Raw genomic sequence first — 20,425 nt, forward strand, 5'->3', positions numbered from 1 at the left:
AGTTTTACACAGAGACGATACCCTTGGGTATTGCAGCAATAAGTTGTTGCGTATAGGCTGATTGAGGATTGGTGTAAACTTCATTAGCATAGCCGCTCTCAACAATTCTGCCTCCTTGCATTACCATGATCCGATCGCTGATATAACGCACTACTGATAAATCATGTGAGATGAAAATGGCTGTAAAGCCAAAGCTGTCTTTCAGTTCATTGAGCAAATTCAGCACTTGCGCCTGTACACTCACGTCCAAAGCACTCACACTTTCATCGCAAATCACAAAGCTGGGTTGTAGTGCCAATGCCCTTGCTATGACAATCCTTTGTCTTTGCCCTCCACTAAACTGATGTGGGTATCTGTTGTAATGATCTGCCTTCAATTGTACTTTTTCCAATAACTCAATCACGGCAGCTTTTCTTGTTGCGTGATTGGTATATACTTTGTGTACTTCCAAAGGTTCTGCAATGGCTTCGCCAATAGTAAGGCTGGGATTTAATGATGCATAAGGGTCCTGAAAAATCAGCTGCATATCCTTCCGCAGCAATTGCCACTCTTTTTGATTGCAAGTAGTAAGTTCTTTGTCCTGATACTGAATTTTACCGCTGTGCGATTTAATTAGACCCAATAAAGTTCTTCCCAGCGTGGATTTCCCGCAACCACTCTCACCCACAAGACCAAGTGTTTCTCCTTTGAACACCTCGAAGCTTACGCCATTCACAGCCTTGTAATAATCTACAGGTTTGCCCAAAAGATTGTGATTAGTGGGATACCAAACATGCAAATCATGCACCTGCAGCAGCTTGGTTGAATCTTTTTTCGTTATCTGAACATCAGCTTTTGTTTTTTGTGTCTCGATTGTATCCCCATGCAGAAAATCTGCAACAACGGGTAAACGTTCTCCTTTGCTGTAGAGAACCGGTCTGCAAGCAAGTAATGCTCTTGTATAAGGATGCTGTGCTTGTTTGAAAATGGTTGATACAGATCCCTTTTCCACCAATTGACCCTGATACAATACGGCAACTGTATCTGCGAAATCAGCAACAAGATTCAGGTCGTGTGTTATGAATACAATACCCATCTGGTATGCTTGTTGCAATTGTTTCAAAAGTTCCAGAATGGTTTTCTGAACAGTAACATCCAGGGCTGTAGTAGGCTCATCACAGATCAGGATATCTGGTTGGCAGCTCATCGCCATGGCGATCATGACACGTTGTTTCTGTCCGCCACTAAGTTGGTGTGGGTATCGGGAAAAAATTGCTTGTGGATTGGATAGTAGCACTTGTTCAAAAAGATGGATTGTAGCTGTTTTCGCGGCAATCGCATCTAGTTTTTGATGCTGTAGGATGGCTTCCATAACCTGTTCCCCACAAGTAAGAACGGGGTTAAGTGAGGTCATGGGTTCTTGGAAAATCATGGCAATTCGATTGCCCCTTATTTGTGCACGTGTTGTTTCGTCTGCAGTTAGCAAATCAATCATCCTGCCTTTGTCATAAAATTCAATTGCGCTATCTGGGCTATAGATACTGGTTTGTTCGGGTAGAAGCCCCATAATGGACAAGGATGTAACCGATTTGCCAGAGCCTGATTCACCAACTATGGCCAGGATTTCACCCTTATGTAAGGTTAAATCAATCCCTTTCAGTGCAGGAAGCTTTCGGCTATCCTGTTCAAAATCAAGGGAAAGCTTGCGAATATTTAAAAGCACTTGGCGGTCCATACTGCAACAAGATACGGCTGAACTACAGCATGAATTACATAATGTGGATAAGCCTGGTCAATGTTGCGTAAAATTTACACGACCATTGGTATTGTTGGGGGGCTTTATCCTATTTTTGCCGCCACATATCCGAACGGCTGTTAGCACGGTAAAAAAACACAGATGCTTCGTAAATCCTGGTGGAAAATATTGTCTTTCTTATTGCTGGTGTACACCTGTACATATGGCTTCCTGGTAAAAGTGCCAAAATTGGATGATCGTATGCAAGAGAGCATCCGAAACTTCTTCTTCCACGTGCCGATGTGGTTTTCGATGATGGTGCTATTTACTGTATCTGTCATTTACTCTATCAAGTATTTGCGTAATCCTTTGCGCAAGCACGATCATTATGCCAAAGCATATGCTGCTACAGGCACTTTGTTGGGTGTATTGGGTATTGTTACTGGAGCTATCTGGGCAAACTATCAGTGGGGTGCACCCTGGAGTGGAGATCCTAAGCAGAATGGCGCAGCCATCGCTATCCTTATCTACTTTGCTTATTTCGTACTGAGGGGAAGTTTAACCGATGAGGAAAAGCAATCCAGAGTAGGTGCCGTATTTAATGTTTTTGCTTTTTTTATGCTTTTCCCAACGCTTTGGATCTTACCAAGATTAACTGAATCATTGCATCCGGGTGGTCAGGGAAGTGAGGGTAATCCCGGCATCAACGGTCAGGATTTGGATCCTTCTATGCGATTGGTATTCTGGCCGGCTGTTTTAGGCTGGACTCTTTTAGCCGTATGGATTACCACTTTGAAAATACGTATTGAATTACTCAAGGATAAACAGGAACAACATGCATAATCGTAAACACTACCTGCTTTCAATTTTGGCCATGTATATGGCATTTGCAGCTAATGCTCAGGCAGAAACTGATGTCATGCGCAGCAATGGAAAAATCTATGTGGTCATGGCAGTAGTATTGGTGATTTTACTGGGCCTGTTTGTGTATGTTTGGCGTGTTGACAAAAAGATCTCGCGCTTAGAAAAGTAGTCTAACGATTGAACCATTTATAAAACAAAATCTCTGATCATGTCTGGAACAAACTACAGTTTCTTTCAAAGTGTAGAAAGAAGCTTTGATAAGGCAACCAAATTTACCAAGTGGGAGAAGGGCTTGCTAGAGCAGATTAAAGCGTGTAACAGTATTTACAGCATGCGTTTTCCGGTAAAAATGGATGATGGACGTATTGAAGTTATTGAAGCATATCGTGTGCAGCACTCTCATCACAAAACGCCTTGTAAGGGTGGTATCCGTTTCAGTGAAGAAGTGAATCAAGATGAAGTTATGGCTTTGGCTGCCTTGATGACCTATAAGTGTGCGATTGTGAACGTGCCTTTTGGTGGTGGTAAGGGTGGTATCAAAATCAATCCAAGAAAACACTCTGCATACGAGTTAGAGAAAATTACGCGTCGTTATACTGCTGAGTTGGTGAAAAAGAATTTCATTGGCCCAGGTACTGATGTGCCAGCACCAGACTACGGAACAGGCGAGCGTGAAATGGCTTGGATTGTGGATACTTACCAATCACTGAGACCTGGTGAAATTGATGCTGCTGGTTGTGTTACCGGTAAGCCTATCACACAAGGTGGTGTGCGTGGTCGTAAAGAAGCAACCGGATTGGGTGTGTTCTTTGGAGTGCGTGAAGTATGTAGTATGCCAGATGTAATGGCTAAGTTGGGATTAACAACTGGCGTGGAAGGTAAGCGTGTGGTAGTGCAAGGTTTGGGTAACGTAGGTTATCACTCAGCCAAATATTTCCGCGAGCACGGGTCTAAAGTAATCGCCATCGCAGAATACGAAGGTGCTATCATGAACCCAGACGGTTTGAATGAAGAAGAAGTATTCCAGCACAGAAAGAAAACTGGTTCAATTCTAAACTTCCCCGGTGCAACCAATATCACCAAGAGCGGTGATGCTTTGGAACTGGAATGCGATATCCTGATTCCTGCAGCTTTGGAAAACGTAATCAACGGTGAAAATGCAGACAGAATCAAGGCTAAGATCGTAGGTGAAGCTGCCAATGGTCCTTGTACACCAGAAGCTGATGAAGTGTTTGCAAAGAAGGGTATTCTTTGCATCCCTGATATGTACCTGAATGCAGGTGGTGTTACCGTGTCTTATTTTGAATGGTTGAAAAACCTGAGCCACGTGCGTTATGGTCGTATGGAAAAGCGTTTTACTGAGAATATGAACGGACATATCCTTGGTCAGATTGAATCTTTAACCGGTAAACAAGTAGGCGAAAAAGAACGCAGCATGATTCTTCATGGTGCAGATGAAGTGGATTTGGTACATAGTGGTTTGGAAGAATCCATGATTTCTGCCACTAGAGAAGTAATGGACTGCTGGAAGAGCAACCCTGAAATTCCTGATATGCGTACTGCGGCTTATGTAGTAGCGATCAATAAGGTAGGTACCAGCTATGCTGAACTGGGTATTTTCCCATAAGCATTGGCCTATAAGAATGTTAAAGCCATCTCCTTTGAGGTGGCTTTTTTGTTGCACAAAAAGGATTTTGTAAATTGAGTGAACCATGCTGCCCTGTAAAACCTTTGTTACGATTGTGTTTTGCTGCTGTTTGCTTGCCGCTACAGCACAGTATAAGCCGGGCTTTGTGGATTCTGTTCTGGCAAATAAGATTTTGCGCATACCCGCCTATAAACAGCCCTCAACCAGTAATGAAAGCATGTTTTTGCCAATGGGCTTCGGGAAAAGTGAGATTCTGGACACCATGGGTTTTTATGAACTACGCTTTGCAGAAATATTATCTGTTGATTTGCTTTTCACTGATTATCCTGCCAATCTTGACTTAAAGCCTCTGAACAGAAAACGCTTTCAGAATCTTTGTAAGCTGATTCCTTACGCATTGTCAAATCCCAATACCCGCTGGCAGGTCATCAGACAAATGGATGGGTTCGATAAAACAACTGCATCTTTCATGATGCATGGTTTTGTTATCAATTATCGAAAGCCGGTTACTTCTGAACTCACTCGACGTGAAATTAGTTTGATACAATCGGTTACACCTGAAAAGCCAGATCCGCCTGCACCTAAAAATGATAAGCTACGCAATTGGGACGCGATACCGCTTACAGGTGGCAGACCCGCAGATAAAGGCGTGTATATGAAGCGGGGAATTAAGGAGATCAGCAGACATAAAGATAAGTTGGTGAAGAAAATGCTGGTGGGTGATACATTGGTGGCTATTACCGCAAGAAAAGCTGTGCAGGAAGAAATTATCTCTGAGAGAGAAAAAATGATACTACGCGATCAGGATTCATTATACCTTATGCTCGCTGCTCCTCCTGAATTGCAGAAACCATTAGTCGTCTCAGTTCCACCAAAGCCGAAAGCAATGATTCCTGATTCAACGGTAATACAGGTTTTTAAACGAAACAGGTTTAAAGACATGTTACTGGTGGCAGATGTAACGGCAAGCATGAGCCCTTATACGGCGCAAATCATCCAGTGGCTGGCAGATGAAAGTTCTGAACACAATCTCAGATACCTCGTTTGTTTTAATGATGGAGATGGTAAGGCAGATCAACATAAGCAAACGGGAAAGGTAGGCGGTATTTATGGCGACTATTTCAGGGATGTGTATCAGATTAGTGAATTGATACAGGCAACTATGCTGAAAGGTAGTGGTGGAGATCTTCAGGAAAATAATTGTGAAGCGTTGTTGTATGCAGTCAATCATTGCAGTCAGTACGGCGATCTGGTGCTGGTTGCGGATAGCTGGGCACCAGTACGTGATCTTGAATTATTGGCACAATTAAAGCAGCCGGTGCGTGTTATTGTTTGTGGATCAGAGTTGGGCCCCCATCCTGATTATGTCACAATTGCTGTGAAGACAGGTGGTAGTCTGCATTACATGCAGGAAGATATTGGTGATTTATCGCAGCTGAAAAAGGGAGAAAAACTGACCATCAAAGGCCGAACCTATCAGATGGTAAATGGTAAGGCTGTATTAGCCCTTCGTTGAGTTAGGCCATTCCGGAAAATCATCTTTTACCAAAAGTTTGCTTTCATTAATCTCCCATAACAATGTATCATTTCCATTACTGATGCACAGGTATGCTACAGATGGTAAAACTGATTTGTAAGCAATCATTTGTTGCGCCACGGCTGCATTCAATTCCTGGTCTTGCTCCTTGCACTCAATCAGTAGCCATGGAACTTCGTTTTGATAAACCACAATATCAAATCTTCTATTTACGCCATTTACCAATAGCGCTTTTTCAACCGCCATCATAGCAGCAGGATACTGTTTGATTTGAATCAGGTATTGCAATAGGTTTTGTCGAACCCATTCTTCAGGTGTTAGGCGAACATGCTTTTTTCGGATAGGATCGAAAATCATTTCCTTTCCTGCCTGCAAGCTGATAGTGAAATTGTATTTAGGATATTCTACATGAATCATGCTTGCAGAGAAAGGGGATTTCGTTATTTTAGCTGATTAATCTGTTCAAAGATAAGAGCAGGTTGGACAAAACACCTAAAGTCTGCAATATGAAAACGAAAGATGAGATTGTTAAAAACTGGTTACCCCGCTACACGGGTGAGAGCCTGGAAAATTTCGGTAAGTATATTTTGCTGACCAATTTTGGCAATTATGTACACATGTTCGCCAAGTGGAATAAGGTGAAAGTGATAGGTTTAGACAAACCATACCAGTGTGCAACTGCCAATGGTATTACCATCATCAATTTTGGTATGGGTAGTGCATCCGCCGCCACGGTGATGGATCTGTTGAGTGCAATTGAACCTAAAGCAGTATTGTTTCTGGGTAAGTGCGGTGGTTTGAAAAGAAAAAATAAGTTAGGTGATTTGATCTTGCCTATTGCGGCAATCAGAGGAGAAGGTACCAGTAATGACTATTTCCCGCCTGAAGTGCCAGCACTTCCTTCATTCGCCTTAGAAAAAGCGATATCAACTACCATCCGTGATTATGGAGTGGACTACTGGACTGGAACAGTTTATACAACCAACCGTAGAGTTTGGGAACATGACAACGAGTTTAAGAACTATTTGAGGAAAGTACGTGCCATGGGTATTGATATGGAAACTGCTACAATTTTCTCCGTAGGCTTTTTTAATCATATTCCAACCGGTGCACTGTTGTTGGTGAGCGACCAGCCAATGGTGCCAGAAGGTGTGAAGACCAGTGTTAGTGATAAGAAAGTGACAGAGAAATTTGTTGACCGCCATTTGCAGATTGGTATCGATTCGCTGAAGCAGCTGATCAATAACGGTCTAACTGTAAAACACCTGCGCTTCTAATCCTTCCATAAAAAAGGAAATAGTATAATGGCCAGTGCGATGACCAGCAGGTCTAAGCCTGCCAGCGTGCCGGCCATTTCCCAGAATCCGCCTTGCACAACATCTGCAAAAGCAACGGAAGAAATTTTCATCAGTAGCAGTAGTTGCGGTACGATGATGGGGAAGCCCATGATAGCCATCATGGCTGATTGTTGTTGTGCTTTAGCGGCAATCGCAGCAAGAAAAGTAAACACCAGACTAATGCTTACTCCGCCCAAAATGGTAATACCCAAAAACGTGAGTAAGTGTTCCAGTGGATTGCCAAGTAGTAGTGTATAAATTGCCAGTGCTAGTATACTCATCACTAGCATCAGCAAGGCATTGAATAAAAGTTTGCTTAGTATAAAATCTCTTGCGCCGGCAATAGAGTAGAAGTATAACATCCTGCCCCTGCCTTCTTGTAAAAAACTTTTGGCTACAGCATTTACACAAACAAAAAGTTGAATAATCCAGAACAGCGCATTCCACGTACTTGCTTCAGGCTGTCCCATGGACAAGTATGCAACAAAAATGGTAGAAGCAACATAGAGCAATACGCCAAAAAGGGTGTACTGCTGGCGCCATTCCAACAGAAAATCCTTTTTTATGAGGGCTGCAATATGTTGTATGCTTCTCTGCATAATACAAAGTAAGGACTTCTTCAGGGAAAGCCCATTTCTTTTCCGTTCAATGAATTGAGGTTATGTTTGTACGATGAAGTACAGGTTTGTTGTTTTCTTGGGTTTGTTTTTCAGCATGCAGGTGTATGCCCAACAGAAAACGCCTATCTGGAAAAAGCTGCATCCAGATTCTTTGGTAAACCTCAACCTGAAAGTTTTGCCGGTTCCTGTAGCTTCCTATTCTCCGGAAACAGGATTGTCGGTTGGCTTTAACCTCAGTTATTTTTTCAATGCTGGGGATAGTGGTGCCAAAGCAACCACCCGAAATTCCTTGGCAGGCCTTGAGTTTCGTTATACCAGTAGAAAGCAAACAACTATTCAAGCAAACTGGAGTATTTATACGAATAAAGAGCAATTCTTTATCAATGGTGCAACAGGGTTTGCGGATTTTTATGAGCGTTTCTGGACATTAAGCACGCCCGCCGGAGATAATGATCGATTCAGGGAGCTTCAATACTATCGCACTTATTTTAGAAATACGTTTGCCAAGAATTTGGGTAAGCAATCATTTCTTGGTTTCGCTTTGAATTATAATCGCATCACGAATATGCGTTTGTCGGGCGATACTTCCATCAAGATCAACAATATCCCTGGCGCAAATGGTAGTACAGTATTTGGTCTTGGTCCGGTATTATTATTGGATCATCGCGATAATCAATTCAGTCCCTCCAGCGAAGCATGGTATGCAGCTTTCAATGCTTTGTTTTACCTGAATGCATTAGGTGGTCAGTATACTTTTCAGCAATACAATATTGATTTACGACAATACAATGTGATTAAAGCAACAAATGGTTTGTTGTGTTTTCAAGCAGTTGGCAATTTTGGTTCTGGCGAGATTCCTCTGGTTGAAAAATCCCGGTTAGGCAGTAACATGATCATGCGTGGATACTTTCAAGGGAGATTCCGCGATAATCAGTTATTGGCAGCGCAAGTGGAATACAGACAACCTCTTGGTCGGTTCTTGGTGCTGGCTGCTTTTATGAGTGCGGGACAAACAGCACCATCACTTTCATCCATGCGGATGAACAATATGGAATCAGCCGCAGGCGGTGGTGTTCGGGTTTTGCTCAATAAAGCCAAGAAGATTTATGCCAGAATTGATGTGGGTTATACCCGCTTGGGCAATTTTGGATTCTATGCCCGCTTGGGCGATGCATTTTAATCGCCGTCGTGATAGCATTTTCTGCAACGAGGCTCATATACATCTTTTTCACCCAATAAGACCTGACCAGTCTGTTTAGTTTTTCGGTATGAGATATTAGCAATATTGCCACACTTCACACATATCGCGTGCAGTTTGGTAATATAATCGGCAGTAGCCAACAAATTCGGCATCTGACCAAAAGGTTTGCCCATATAGTCCATATCCAGACCGGCAACTATCACCCTGATACCCCGTGTAGCCAAGGTTTCACAAACATGCATGATCTGGTCATCAAAGAACTGAGCTTCATCAATACCCACCACATCAACATCTTCAATCATCAGCAGAATTTTCTGCGAGTTATCGATAGGCGTAGAGTGTATTGCATTGGCATCGTGGCTGACTACCTGGGTTTCATCGTAGCGCACATCAATAGCAGGCTTGAATATTTCTACTTTTAGATTGGCAATTTTAGCTCTTTTCAGGCGGCGGATGAGTTCTTCGGTCTTGCCGCTGAACATGCTGCCACAGATTACTTCAATCCAGCCTCTTCTTTCTCCTGATATGTTAGGTTCAATAAACATGTCTGAAAAACACGAAATTTCAGTTGAGCGATGTAATTTTAAGAATCGCGTAAAGATAACCCTCAAACCTTCATCCCCCATGGAAAGAGTGGGCACTTTGATCAATAAATTAAAAGAACAACTGGAACAGGGTGCTGGTCCGGACAAAATGTTGATTACCCTGCAAATGCTGCAAACGGAACTAATGCAACAGCAGCAGGTTGTAAAAGGATCCAGTGGGGTATCTGTAGTTATGCCTTCTATGCCGGTGCATCAACCTCCTGTTGAAATCAAAATGGTAGAAGCCAGACAACACAAACCGGTTAAGAAAGAGGAACAGAGTGGTTGGTTGTTTGATCCTGTGGTAACCATTCCTACATTGGCCCATCAACCCGTTAAGGAAGTGTTTGAATTAAACGGCCATTATGCAGATAGTGATGGTGAGAGCTTGAATGAAAGATTGAAAGAGGAATATGTAGAAGTTTCTAGCGTATTGAACGGTGCGCCTATTCGGGATTTGCGTAAAGGCATTGGTGTAAACGATCGTTATCTTTTCATCAATGAGTTGTTCCGTGGTGATGAGAATATGTATGAGCGTAGTATCAAAACCATAAATGCGTTTAATATTCTTGCTGAGGCGGAATATTGGATTCAGCGTGAATTAAAAGTAAAGTTGGGTTGGCCGGATAATAATCCAACCGTTAGTCATTTTGATCAATTGGTCAAGAGACGATTTAATTGAATCCATTCAATCGTCTTTTCTGTTGCACCCTGCTTAGCGGCAACATAGTTACCAGCTTTTTCTCCAATGCTTTTCCTGTGTATGCTATCTGATATCAGTTTAGCTAGATTTTGTTGCGCATCAGATTTGTTGTGCATAACGATGGCGCCACCAGCTTCAATCAATTCAATCACTTCTGCATATTTATGATAGATGGGGCCTAGCAAAACCGGCTTGTGGTAGACCGCTGCTTCCAATACATTGTGTACGCCTTCCTTGTCAAAACCACCGCCAATCCAGGTGATGTCAGCGTAATGATAAAGTTTGGTAAGTAAACCAATTCTATCGATTAATAAAATCCGACCTGATTGTCCTTTTTCTGCATTTGTATAAGTAATTGCTTCAGGTATTTGTTTGCAGGCTGCTTCAATACTTGATGCGTCTACATGATGTGGAGCAATGATGAAACATAGATCAGGGAAAGCATGCATCATTTCTTGCAGTAGCACATGGTCTTTGGGCCAGGTACTTCCTGCAACCAGCGTAGTTCTGCCTTGTATGAAACTATCTACTACTTTGTTAGAGGAAAATTGTCTAGCAATAGTAGCTACACGGTCAAAACGAGAGTCACCACTAATCATGGCTTCGCCAGTATAACCACATTCACGTAAAAGAGCTAATGAGTTTTCGTTTTGAACAAAAATCGCTGAGTAGGTTTTCAGTATTTTTCTATGTAGTTGCCCATACCATTTAAAAAAGGGTTGGTCTTTTCTAAATATAGCTGCTATTAATAAAGTTGGAATCTGCTTTTCTTGTAAAGTAGTGAGGTAGTAATACCAGAATTCATACTTGATAAATATAGCCAGTTTTGGATTGGCTGTTTCGATAAAAGCTTTTGCGTTTTTCTTTCCATCCATTGGCAGGTAGCAGATATGATCTGCATGCGGATATTGTTTGCTTGGTTCTAAACCTGATGGAGAGAAAAAACTGATGAGGATTGCGTAATTGGGGTATTGTAAACGTAATGCTTCAATAATGGGCTTGCCTTGTTCAAATTCGCCAAGGGATGCTGCATGTACCCAGATAAGCGGCTTTTGGTTATGCTGCTTCCAGCTGTGCAGCTCTGTTAAAACCCGTTTTCTGCCTGCTACCCAAGCTGCAGCTTTGGGATTGCGTAAAGCAAGCAATCGTGCTGCCAACACATACACTTGTAAAAACAGGTTATAGAAGAGTATAGACATTCCCTCAAAAGTAGCTTAAAGAGGCAATGGATTCCTGATGCACTCGGCTTTTTTGCAGTATTTTCGCGTCAAGTTATGATGAGACCAATTCAGATGGTAGATACCAAGACGCAGTATCTCCATATCAAACAAGAAATAGACAAGGCGGTGCTGGATGTTATTGACAGTGCAGCATACATCAATGGTAAGCCTGTGCAGGATTTTGCAGCCAATCTGGCTGCTTATCATGGTGCCAAGCACGTGATTCCCTGCGCCAACGGTACCGATGCTTTGCAAATTGCGATGATGGCCCTTGGCTTGGAGCCGGGTGACGAAGTGATTACCCCATCTTTTACCTATATCGCCACAACAGAAGTAGTTGCCCTGCTTCGCCTGAAGCCGGTATTTGTAGAAGTGGATCCTGCTACTTTCTGTATGGACCCTGAAAGTCTGCGTAAAGCAATTACCCCAAAAACCAAAGCCATTGTGCCGGTTCATTTGTACGGTCACCCCGCACATATGGAACCCATTCTGCAGATTGCTAAGGAATACAATCTTTTTGTGATTGAAGACAATGCACAAGCCATTGGTGCCGACTACGCATTTTCTAATGGACGTGTAGCCAAAACTGGTACCATGGGGCATATCGGTGCAACATCCTTCTATCCAAGCAAGAACCTGGGTGCTTATGGTGATGGTGGTGCACTTTGTACCAATGATGATGCATTGGCGCATAAAATGAAGATGATTGCCAATCATGGTCAGCAAACGCGTTACTACCATGAAATTGTGGGTTGCAATTCCAGATTGGATACCATTCAGGCAGCGATTCTGGATATTAAATTAAAACGCTTGGATAGTTATATCGCTTCAAGAAGAAAAGCAGCTGCTTACTATGATCAAGCATTTGCGAATCATCCAAAAATCAAAACACCTTACACTGCTGCTTATGGTAAGCATGTGTATCACCAATATACGTTAACCCTGGATGGCGTTGATAGAGATGGATTGAATAAATATTTGGCAGAGCATAAGATTCCATCCATGATTTATTACCCTGTGCCCGGACACAAACAACAAATGTTTGCGGCTTTTGGTCTGGATGCATATCATCTTGAAATCACCGATTGGTTAACAGAAAGAGTAATCTCTCTGCCTATGCATACTGAGCTGGATGAAACCCAATTGCAGTATATTACAGAGCATGTGCTAAACTATATCAATTCTTAAGCAATCATAACAAGCAATCATGAAAATAGCAGTAATTGGAACGGGCTATGTGGGATTGGTAACGGGTACTTGTTTTGCTGAAACCGGCAATAAAGTAACCTGTGTGGACATCGATGTCAACAAAGTCAATAAACTCTCTAACGGCCAGATCACTATCTACGAGCCTGGTTTGGAGAAGATTTTCTTGCGCAACCTGAAAGAAGGTCGACTGAAGTTTACCACTAATCTGGCTGAAGGAGTAGAAGATGCACAAATCATTTTCCTAGCCCTGCCAACACCTCCCGGTGCGGACGGTTCAGCGGATTTGAAGTATGTCTTGGGTGTAGCTTCCGATTTAGGTAAGATTCTGAAAGAGTATAAAGTCATCGTTGATAAGAGCACAGTACCTGTTGGTACAGCTGAGAAAGTGCACAACGCTGTTGCGGCCAACTACAAGGGTGAGTTTGATGTGGTGAGCAACCCTGAGTTCTTAAGAGAAGGGGTAGCAGTGGATGATTTCATGAAGCCTGATAGAGTGGTGATTGGCACCAACTCTGAAAGAGCAAGAAAACTGATGGGCGAATTGTATGCACCATTCGTAAGACAGGGTAACCCCATCATCTTTATGGATGAAAAATCAGCTGAGTTAACCAAATATGCAGCTAACTCATTCTTGGCTACGAAGATTTCCTTCATGAACGAGATCGCACAATTGTGTGAGAAACTAGGCGCTGATGTAGATATGGTACGCAGAGGTATTGGTAGTGATGAGCGTATCGGTAAACGGTTCTTATTCCCCGGTATCGGTTATGGTGGTAGCTGCTTCCCTAAAGATGTACAGGCTTTGATTAAGTCGGCAGATGAAGTGAGCTATGATTTCAAGATTTTGAAAGCGGTAGAGGTGGTGAATGAGAAGCAGAAACTGCACCTGATGCCGAAGATTGAAGCTTATTTCAAGAACGACTTGAAGGGCAAGCATTTTGCTTTGTGGGGATTGGCGTTCAAACCCAACACAGATGATATCCGCGAAGCACCGGCTTTGTACCTGATTGATGCACTCACCAAAGCAGGCGCAACCGTAACTGCATTTGACCCTGAAGCTATGCCAAACGTAGAAGCACAGATTGGTAGCAAGGTGGTTTATGCGAAAGATCAGTACAGCGCATTGGAAGGTGCAGATGCTTTGATCATTGCAACAGAATGGAGTGAGTTTAGAACACCGGAGTTCGAGCAATTAGATGCAAAACTGAAACACAAAGTGATCTTCGATGGTCGCAATGTGTTTGATACAGATAAGATTCGTTCACTGGGCTACCATTACGAAAGTATCGGCAGGCCTTAACGCAAATAATTATGTCAAGAAAACGCGTATTGATTACCGGTGCAGCCGGCTTCCTCGGTTCACACTTGTGTGATCGCTTCATCAAAGAAGGTTACCATGTGATTGCTATGGATAATTTGGTGACAGGTGATCTGAAAAATATTGAACACTTATTCAAACTAGAGCAGTTTGAATACTATCATCACGATGTAACCAAGTTTATCCATATTCCGGGTGAGCTACACTATATCATGCATTTCGCTTCACCAGCAAGCCCTATTGATTATTTGAAAATCCCTATTCAAACATTGAAAGTGGGTGCACATGGTACACACAATTGTTTGGGTTTGGCCAAAGAAAAGAAAGCCAGAATTTTGGTTGCATCAACCAGTGAAATCTACGGTGATCCACTCGTGCATCCGCAGACAGAAGAATACTGGGGTAATGTAAATCCGGTTGGTCCGCGCGGTGTATACGATGAAGCCAAGCGTTTCATGGAATCCATCACCATGGCTTATCATACATTCCATGGAGTAGAAACCAGAATTGTCCGCATTTTCAATACCTATGGTCCGCGCATGCGCCTCAATGATGGTCGCGCTCTGCCTGCGTTTATTGGACAAGCTTTACGTGGTGAGGACTTAACTGTATTTGGTGATGGTAGTCAGACACGTTCATTCTGTTACGTGGATGATTTGGTGGATGGTATTTACCGTTTGTTGCTGAGTGATTATGCAATGCCGGTGAATATTGGCAACCCGAATGAAATCTCTCTCAAGGATTTTGCAGAAGAAGTGTTGAAACTGACAGGCTCTTCTGTAAAGATTAGTTATAAGCCTTTGCCTGTAGATGATCCGAAGCAACGCAAGCCGGATATCACCAAAGCAAAATCTATATTGGGTTGGGAGCCTAAGGTTGATCGTGCAGAAGGTTTGAAGAAGACCTATGATTACTTTAAATCGCTCCCATCAGAAGAGTGGTTCAAACAGCCTAAAGAGTTTCAAAGCAGAAAATAAATACATGCTTCCACTGATATTGGTAACAGGCAGAAACGGCCAGCTAGGTTGGGAACTGGAGCAGGTTGCACATGTATATGCACAACAGTTTCGTTTTCATTTTACCACGAGAGTGGAACTGGATTTAACACAGCCTGATCAAGTACAGGCAGCACTCGATAGAATTCAACCTGATTATATCCTGAATTGTGCAGCTTTTACGGCTGTAGATAAAGCAGAGCAGGAGCAGGAAGCCGCACTCAAAACCAATGCACACAGTGTGGGCGAAATGGCGGCATGGTGTGAAAGCAATGGCAAGCAGCTGATCAGCATTTCTACCGACTATGTATTCGATGGAAAAGGTACAGCGCCTTATACCGTGCAGCATCCAACTGATCCATTGAATTATTATGGTTACAGTAAATGGTTGGGCGAGCAGTTAATCAAAGAAAATCATCCCAAGGGCATTGTTGTGAGAACTTCCTGGGTGTATAGTACCCATGGTAATAATTTCGTACGTACCATGATGCGTTTAATGAAAGAACGCAATGAGTTGAATGTGGTAGCAGACCAAATTGGTTCGCCTACTTATGCAGCTGATTTAGCACAGGCATTAATGCAAATGGTGATTGGCCTGCAAGCAGGTAGGCTGCACCAATCTGTCTATCATTATAGCAATGCAGGAGTGATTAGTTGGTTCGATTTTGCAACAGCGATCAGAGACAAAGCTGGATTAACCTGTCAGGTTAATCCTATTCCATCTTCTGCATATCCAACTCCCGCTAAGCGCCCGGGTTACTCTGTAATGGATTGTTCAGATTTAGTTAGCGATTTTGGTATTCAGCTCAAACCTTGGCAAAAAAGTCTGGAAACTTGCATTCAACAATTACAACAAACACATGTATAAAAGAAAATCCCGCCAATTGGCGGGATTTTTTCGGTAGTTGACCCATAAGGATTCGAACCTTAACAGACAGAACCAAAATCTGTAGTGCTACCGTTACACCATGGGTCAATCCGTAATAGGGGTGCAAAAATAGGGTTGGGCCTAAAATGTTCCAAATTTTTTCTCTCTTCCTTCAACAGTTTTTATACCGACTAGTTTCACACAGTTCTGTGAATCCGTAACTTGTGGCAAATAACCCACCACATGAAGCAATTGCTTGGCGTTTGCGTATTGAGTTTAGCGCTGATGTCTTTTCAGCCCCCCAAAAAGAAAAAAATCATCTTCTTTGGTGATTCCATCACTGAAATGGCGGTGAAATATGAAGGCTATCTGGTAAAACTGGATTCGATGATCGCTGCGCAGGGAATGAAAGAACAATATGAACTGGTGGGGTCTGGCATCAGCGCAAACAAGGTATATGATCTGTATTTGCGTCTGGAAACAGATGTGCTGGAGAAAAAACCTGACGTTGTCGTAATTTATATCGGTGTAAATGATATCTGGCACAAGAAATTGGCAGGAACAGGAACGGATTTCTGGAAGTTTACTAAGTTTTATGAGGCGCTGATCGCTAAGATGCAGGCAGCCAATATTCAGGTAGTTGTTTGCACACCTGCTGTCATTGGAGAGCGTACTGATTTCTCTAATGAAATGGATGGCGACTTGAATTACTACAGCAATTGGATTCGTTACTATGCAGCACAAAAAAATCTTCCTTTAGCCGATATCCGCAAAGCTTTTTTGGAATACAATCTTATTTACAATAAACAGAACCTGGAGCAGGGTATACTCACTTCAGATAAAGTACACTTGAATCCGGAAGGTGCCAGGGTAGTGGCTGCCACGATGTGGACAGCCATACGCCAGCTGAAATAATTTATACGGCTTTTACGAAGTAGTAATTCTTTTTGCCCTTCTGTACAAGCAGATATTTGTTCTGCAACAAGTCAGCAGTAGTTACCTGTGTCTTGTCTGCGCCAATCTTAGTTTTGTTCAAGCTGATGCCGCCGCCTTGCCACATTTTTCTGGCTTCTCCCTTGCTGGGGAAAATGCCATTGTCGGCCAAAAAGCTTAACAATTCATAACCTGCTTCCAATTGTGCCATAGGTATTTCAACAGAAGGCACGCCATCCATCACCTGCAACAATTGTTGTTCAGATAAACTTTGCAATACTTCTGTAGTAGCATTGCCAAACAAGATTTCAGAAGCTTTGATGGCGAATTCCAAATCTGCTTTACTATGCACAAAAGTTGTCAGTTCTTCTGCCAATGTTTTCTGCAGGGTGCGCAAATGCGGTGCAGCTTCATGTTCTGCAATTAGTGTATCAATGGTTTCTTTTGGTAGAAGTGTAAATATTTTGATCCACTTGCGTGCATCTTCATCACTAGCGTTTAACCAGAACTGATAGAACTGATAAGGTGAAGTTTTATTGGCATCTAACCACACATTGCCTTTTTCTGTTTTACCAAACTTGCCACCGTCTGCTTTTGTGATGAGCGGACAAGTAAACGCGAAAGCTTCACCGCCTGCTTTTCTGCGTACAAGCTCAGTACCAGTAGTGATATTGCCCCACTGATCGCTACCGCCCATTTGCAGTTTGCAATTTTTGTTGGCATAGAGCCAGTAAAAATCATAACCCTGCATCAACTGGTAAGCAAACTCGGTATAGCTGATGCCTGTTTCGCCTTCAATACGCTTACGCACTGAATCCTTGGCCATCATGTAATTCACGGTAATATGCTTGCCAGTATCGCGGAGAAAATCAATAAAGCTGATGTTTTTGAACCAATCATAGTTATTCGCCATCTCGGCTGCATTTGCCTTGGCAGGATCAAAATCCAGAAATTTTTCTAATTGTGCTTTTACGCCGGCAATATTGCGTTGCAGGGTATTTTCATCCAGCAGATTGCGTTCTTCGCTTTTGCCGCTGGGATCGCCTACCATACCGGTAGCGCCACCAACTAATGCAATGGGTTTGTGTCCGGCACGCTGTAAATGAACCAATAGGAGAATGGGTACAAGACTGCCAATATGCAGGCTCTCTGCAGTAGGGTCAAAGCCAATATAGGCCGTCGTCATTTCTTTCTGCAATTGCTCTTCCGTACCGGGCATAATGTCCTGAATCATGCCACGCCATCTCAGTTCTTCTATAAGGTTCATGTATCCTGAATTTGCCGCAAAAGTAATCATTGCGCCGATTCCGGCTGTGCCGCTTATTTTTGCCCCATGAAAACAACTGGTATTGGAACACGTGTGCTGAATTTTCTGGTTGACACCCTGCTGGTCTTTCTGCTAGCTATGCTGTTTTACCGCATTTGGAACTGGAATGTGTTTTACTGGGGCTTTACCCCTTTGAATTTTGGCTGGTTCTTTTTTGGTACCCTGTTTCTGTATTATTTCGTTGCAGAAGGCTTTTTTAGTAAAAGCCTTGGCAAGCGCATCAGTTATTCCCGTGTGGTCAGTAAGACAGGCGGCAAAGCAGGTTGGGGTAGGATTTTTATCCGTAGTTTGGTTCGGCTCACAATTATAGATATGTTTTTCATCCCTTTTCTGGATAAAACCCTGCACGATTACCTGAGTGGTACCGAACTGGTGCAGGATTGATTGGTTATATTTCCAAAATCACAAGCCTAGCCGAGGGGCATTGCTTTAATTTCGCGGCTCAAAACGTACACTATGGCCAAGATTGGTATCAATATCGCAACTGGTAGTCTGCAACAGGAAGAAATGATTGTGGGTATTGATTTGGGTACCACCAATAGTTTGGTTGCCATCATTCACCCAGAGAGCAAAAAACCGATTGCTTTAAAAGAACACGATAGTAGCAGTCTGGTGCCAAGTGTGATTCACTTTGATGCTTTTGGAAACACAGAAGTCGGTGCGAGTGCAAAAACTTATCTGGAAACAGATCCGCAGAATACCATTTTCTCTGCCAAGCGCCTGATGGGTAAAAGCTATCAAGACTTAAAACAACATGCAGATTTCTTTACCTATAAAGTGATTGATGATGATACTGAAAGTCTGGTAAAAGTGCAGGTGGGTGACCGATTCTTTTCGCCTGTTGAGTTATCATCATTGATTTTGAAAGAACTCAAGCAAAGAGCAGAACATATCCTGAAAACACCGGTTACCAAAGCGGTGATTACAGTGCCAGCTTATTTCAACGATGCACAACGTCAGGCAACCAGAGATGCGGGTAAACTGGCAGGACTGGATGTTTTGCGTATTGTGAACGAACCAACCGCTGCGAGTCTGGCTTATGGTTTGGGTTTGAATCCTGAAGAAGAGAAAACCATCGCTGTATATGATTTGGGTGGTGGTACTTTTGATATTTCAATTCTGCGTATCACCAATGGTGTATTTGATGTGTTGAGTACAAATGGTGATACGTATTTGGGTGGTGATGATTTTGATCACGCCATTGTACAGCATTGGGTAAAGTATTTTGGTATTACTCAGGATGAATTACGTGCAAACAAACAATTGGCGCAGGGTTTACGTCTTCGTGCAGAAGAAGCAAAGAAAACGCTGAGCAATGCTGATGTGTACACAGCGGAATGGAATGGTGATACATTGCGTATTACAAAAGCTGAGTTTGAAGCGTTGATTCAACCATTGATTGATAAGACTATTGCTTCTTGTTCAGCTGCATTGAAAGATGCGCAGTTAACTGCCGCAAACATTGATACCATTGTAATGGTGGGTGGAAGTACGCGCGTTCCATTGGTGAAACAAGCTGTGTCTGCATTTTTTGGAAAGCCTGTGCATGATGAAGTGAATCCTGATGAAGTAGTGGCTTTGGGCGCTGCTGTGCAGGCCGATATTTTGGCTGGCAATAACAAAGACTTTTTACTCTTAGACATCACACCATTAAGCTTGGGCATTGAAACCATGGGTGGTTTGATGGATGTCTTGATTCCGCGCAATTCAAAGATTCCAACCAAAGCAGGCCGACAATATACCACGCAGCAAGACGGACAAAGTGGTATGCGTATTTCCGTATACCAAGGTGAGCGTGATTTAGTAAAGGATAATCGCAAGTTGGCAGAATTCAATCTTACTGGTATACCAGGAATGCCTGCAGGCTTACCAAAAGTAGAAGTGAGTTTTTTGATCAATGCTGATGGCATCTTGGTGGTGAAGGCCAAAGAACTCCGCAGTGGGGTAGAGCAAAGTATTGAAGTAAAACCGCAGTACGGTTTAACTGATGAAGAAGTGGAACGTATGTTGCTCGAAAGCATTACGCATGCAAAAGATGATATTCAAACACGTGCTTTGGTAGAAGCCAGAACCGAGGGCGAGCAAATCCTCAGCACAACTGAGAAGTTCATCGCAAAGAATAGCAGCTTATTGACTAAGCAAGAGATGATCGACACCGCCAATGCTATGCAAGCTTTGCAATTGGCATTAACCATGGACAATAAGGATTTGATTCACCAAAAAATTGAAGCCTTGAATGAAGTGAGCAGACCTTATGCTGAACGTGCCATGGATCAGGCTGTTGCCGGTGCGCTCAAAGGAAAGACTGTATAAATTCCATACAGTTTTTTAACTTCCATTAGTGAAA

The 20,425-nt window shown here is 42.8% G+C and carries 20 protein-coding genes and 1 tRNA gene; 14 read left to right on the forward strand and 7 right to left on the reverse strand.

Going from position 1 to position 20,425, the window contains the following annotated elements; translation table 11 throughout:
- Positions 1 to 4: 4 nt before the first annotated feature.
- Entirely contained in the window at positions 5 to 1,714 is a 1,710-nt protein-coding gene (locus tag J0L83_01460; protein ID MBN8663214.1) for an ABC transporter ATP-binding protein, read from the reverse strand.
- A 162-nt stretch (positions 1,715 to 1,876) separates the two neighbouring features.
- On the opposite strand from J0L83_01460, the gene ccsA reads away from it, so the two are divergent.
- The 4 genes from ccsA (at position 1,877) to J0L83_01480 (ending at position 5,742) form a co-directional block, all read left to right on the forward strand.
- Positions 1,877 to 2,557 (forward strand): cytochrome c biogenesis protein CcsA, encoded by a 681-nt coding sequence (gene ccsA, locus J0L83_01465; protein MBN8663215.1) that lies wholly within the window; start codon positions 1,877 to 1,879, stop codon positions 2,555 to 2,557.
- On the forward strand, positions 2,550 to 2,747 hold the full coding sequence (locus tag J0L83_01470; protein ID MBN8663216.1) for a CcmD family protein: 198 nt from the start codon (positions 2,550 to 2,552) through the stop codon (positions 2,745 to 2,747). The genes ccsA and J0L83_01470 overlap by 8 nt, the downstream gene beginning before the upstream one ends.
- A 39-nt stretch (positions 2,748 to 2,786) precedes the next feature.
- Positions 2,787 to 4,205: a Glu/Leu/Phe/Val dehydrogenase gene (locus tag J0L83_01475; GenBank protein MBN8663217.1), complete on the forward strand. Its 1,419-nt coding sequence runs from the start codon at positions 2,787 to 2,789 to the stop codon at positions 4,203 to 4,205.
- Positions 4,206 to 4,290: 85 nt separating this feature from the next.
- Positions 4,291 to 5,742: a hypothetical protein gene (locus tag J0L83_01480; protein ID MBN8663218.1), complete on the forward strand. Its 1,452-nt coding sequence runs from the start codon at positions 4,291 to 4,293 to the stop codon at positions 5,740 to 5,742.
- Here J0L83_01480 and J0L83_01485 read toward each other — a convergent pair.
- A complete protein-coding gene (locus J0L83_01485) occupies positions 5,728 to 6,180 on the reverse strand; it encodes a type I restriction enzyme HsdR N-terminal domain-containing protein (GenBank protein MBN8663219.1) in 453 nt (150 codons plus the stop codon). The genes J0L83_01480 and J0L83_01485 overlap by 15 nt on opposite strands.
- Before the next feature lie 89 nt (positions 6,181 to 6,269).
- Between J0L83_01485 and J0L83_01490 the strand changes: the two genes are divergently transcribed.
- A complete protein-coding gene (locus J0L83_01490) occupies positions 6,270 to 7,040 on the forward strand; it encodes an AMP nucleosidase (GenBank protein MBN8663220.1) in 771 nt (256 codons plus the stop codon).
- Here J0L83_01490 and J0L83_01495 read toward each other — a convergent pair.
- The gene (locus J0L83_01495; GenBank protein ID MBN8663221.1) at positions 7,037 to 7,699 is read right to left on the reverse strand and encodes a heme exporter protein CcmB; all 663 of its coding nucleotides are present in this window, start codon (positions 7,697 to 7,699) and stop codon (positions 7,037 to 7,039) included. The genes J0L83_01490 and J0L83_01495 overlap by 4 nt on opposite strands.
- Positions 7,700 to 7,772: 73 nt before the next feature.
- Between J0L83_01495 and J0L83_01500 the strand changes: the two genes are divergently transcribed.
- A complete protein-coding gene (locus tag J0L83_01500; GenBank protein MBN8663222.1) occupies positions 7,773 to 8,900 on the forward strand; it encodes a hypothetical protein in 1,128 nt (375 codons plus the stop codon).
- Here J0L83_01500 and J0L83_01505 read toward each other — a convergent pair.
- Entirely contained in the window at positions 8,897 to 9,466 is a 570-nt protein-coding gene (locus J0L83_01505) for a thymidine kinase (GenBank protein ID MBN8663223.1), read from the reverse strand. The genes J0L83_01500 and J0L83_01505 overlap by 4 nt on opposite strands.
- A gap of 79 nt (positions 9,467 to 9,545) precedes the next feature.
- Here J0L83_01505 and J0L83_01510 point away from each other — a divergent pair, with 79 nt between their 5' ends.
- Positions 9,546 to 10,187 carry a hypothetical protein gene (locus J0L83_01510; GenBank protein ID MBN8663224.1) on the forward strand — a complete coding sequence of 214 codons (642 nt, stop codon included), beginning with the start codon at positions 9,546 to 9,548 and terminating at the stop codon, positions 10,185 to 10,187.
- Here J0L83_01510 and J0L83_01515 read toward each other — a convergent pair.
- Complete coding sequence (locus J0L83_01515; GenBank protein MBN8663225.1) at positions 10,160 to 11,407, reverse strand: 3-deoxy-D-manno-octulosonic acid transferase; 1,248 nt, start codon at positions 11,405 to 11,407, stop codon at positions 10,160 to 10,162. The genes J0L83_01510 and J0L83_01515 overlap by 28 nt on opposite strands.
- 78 nt (positions 11,408 to 11,485) lie before the next feature.
- On the opposite strand from J0L83_01515, the gene J0L83_01520 reads away from it, so the two are divergent.
- The 4 genes from J0L83_01520 to rfbD are packed head-to-tail and all read left to right on the forward strand — an operon-like array spanning position 11,486 to position 15,818.
- On the forward strand, positions 11,486 to 12,616 hold the full coding sequence (locus tag J0L83_01520; protein ID MBN8663226.1) for a DegT/DnrJ/EryC1/StrS family aminotransferase: 1,131 nt from the start codon (positions 11,486 to 11,488) through the stop codon (positions 12,614 to 12,616).
- Positions 12,617 to 12,635: 19 nt separating this feature from the next.
- On the forward strand, positions 12,636 to 13,937 hold the full coding sequence (locus tag J0L83_01525) for a UDP-glucose/GDP-mannose dehydrogenase family protein (protein MBN8663227.1): 1,302 nt from the start codon (positions 12,636 to 12,638) through the stop codon (positions 13,935 to 13,937).
- 11 nt (positions 13,938 to 13,948) lie between these two features.
- Positions 13,949 to 14,932, forward strand: coding sequence for an SDR family oxidoreductase (locus J0L83_01530; GenBank protein MBN8663228.1), 984 nt, complete (start codon positions 13,949 to 13,951; stop codon positions 14,930 to 14,932).
- A 4-nt stretch (positions 14,933 to 14,936) separates the two neighbouring features.
- On the forward strand, positions 14,937 to 15,818 hold the full coding sequence (gene rfbD / locus J0L83_01535) for a dTDP-4-dehydrorhamnose reductase (GenBank protein ID MBN8663229.1): 882 nt from the start codon (positions 14,937 to 14,939) through the stop codon (positions 15,816 to 15,818).
- A 37-nt stretch (positions 15,819 to 15,855) separates the two neighbouring features.
- Here the strand turns inward: rfbD and J0L83_01540 are convergent.
- Positions 15,856 to 15,926, reverse strand: a tRNA-Gln gene (locus tag J0L83_01540).
- Between the two features lie 135 nt (positions 15,927 to 16,061).
- On the opposite strand from J0L83_01540, the gene J0L83_01545 reads away from it, so the two are divergent.
- On the forward strand, positions 16,062 to 16,733 hold the full coding sequence (locus tag J0L83_01545) for a G-D-S-L family lipolytic protein (protein MBN8663230.1): 672 nt from the start codon (positions 16,062 to 16,064) through the stop codon (positions 16,731 to 16,733).
- 1 nt (position 16,734) lies between these two features.
- Here J0L83_01545 and J0L83_01550 read toward each other — a convergent pair whose 3' ends face one another.
- Positions 16,735 to 18,018, reverse strand: coding sequence for a tyrosine--tRNA ligase (locus J0L83_01550; GenBank protein ID MBN8663231.1), 1,284 nt, complete (start codon positions 18,016 to 18,018; stop codon positions 16,735 to 16,737).
- 66 nt (positions 18,019 to 18,084) lie between these two features.
- On the opposite strand from J0L83_01550, the gene J0L83_01555 reads away from it, so the two are divergent.
- Positions 18,085 to 18,462 carry an RDD family protein gene (locus J0L83_01555; protein ID MBN8663232.1) on the forward strand — a complete coding sequence of 126 codons (378 nt, stop codon included), beginning with the start codon at positions 18,085 to 18,087 and terminating at the stop codon, positions 18,460 to 18,462.
- A gap of 72 nt (positions 18,463 to 18,534) precedes the next feature.
- Positions 18,535 to 20,391: a Fe-S protein assembly chaperone HscA gene (gene hscA / locus J0L83_01560; GenBank protein MBN8663233.1), complete on the forward strand. Its 1,857-nt coding sequence runs from the start codon at positions 18,535 to 18,537 to the stop codon at positions 20,389 to 20,391.
- Positions 20,392 to 20,425 lie beyond the last annotated feature (34 nt).

The organism is Chitinophagales bacterium (genome assembly GCA_017303835.1).
Taxonomy (GTDB): domain Bacteria; phylum Bacteroidota; class Bacteroidia; order Chitinophagales; family Chitinophagaceae; genus JAFLBI01.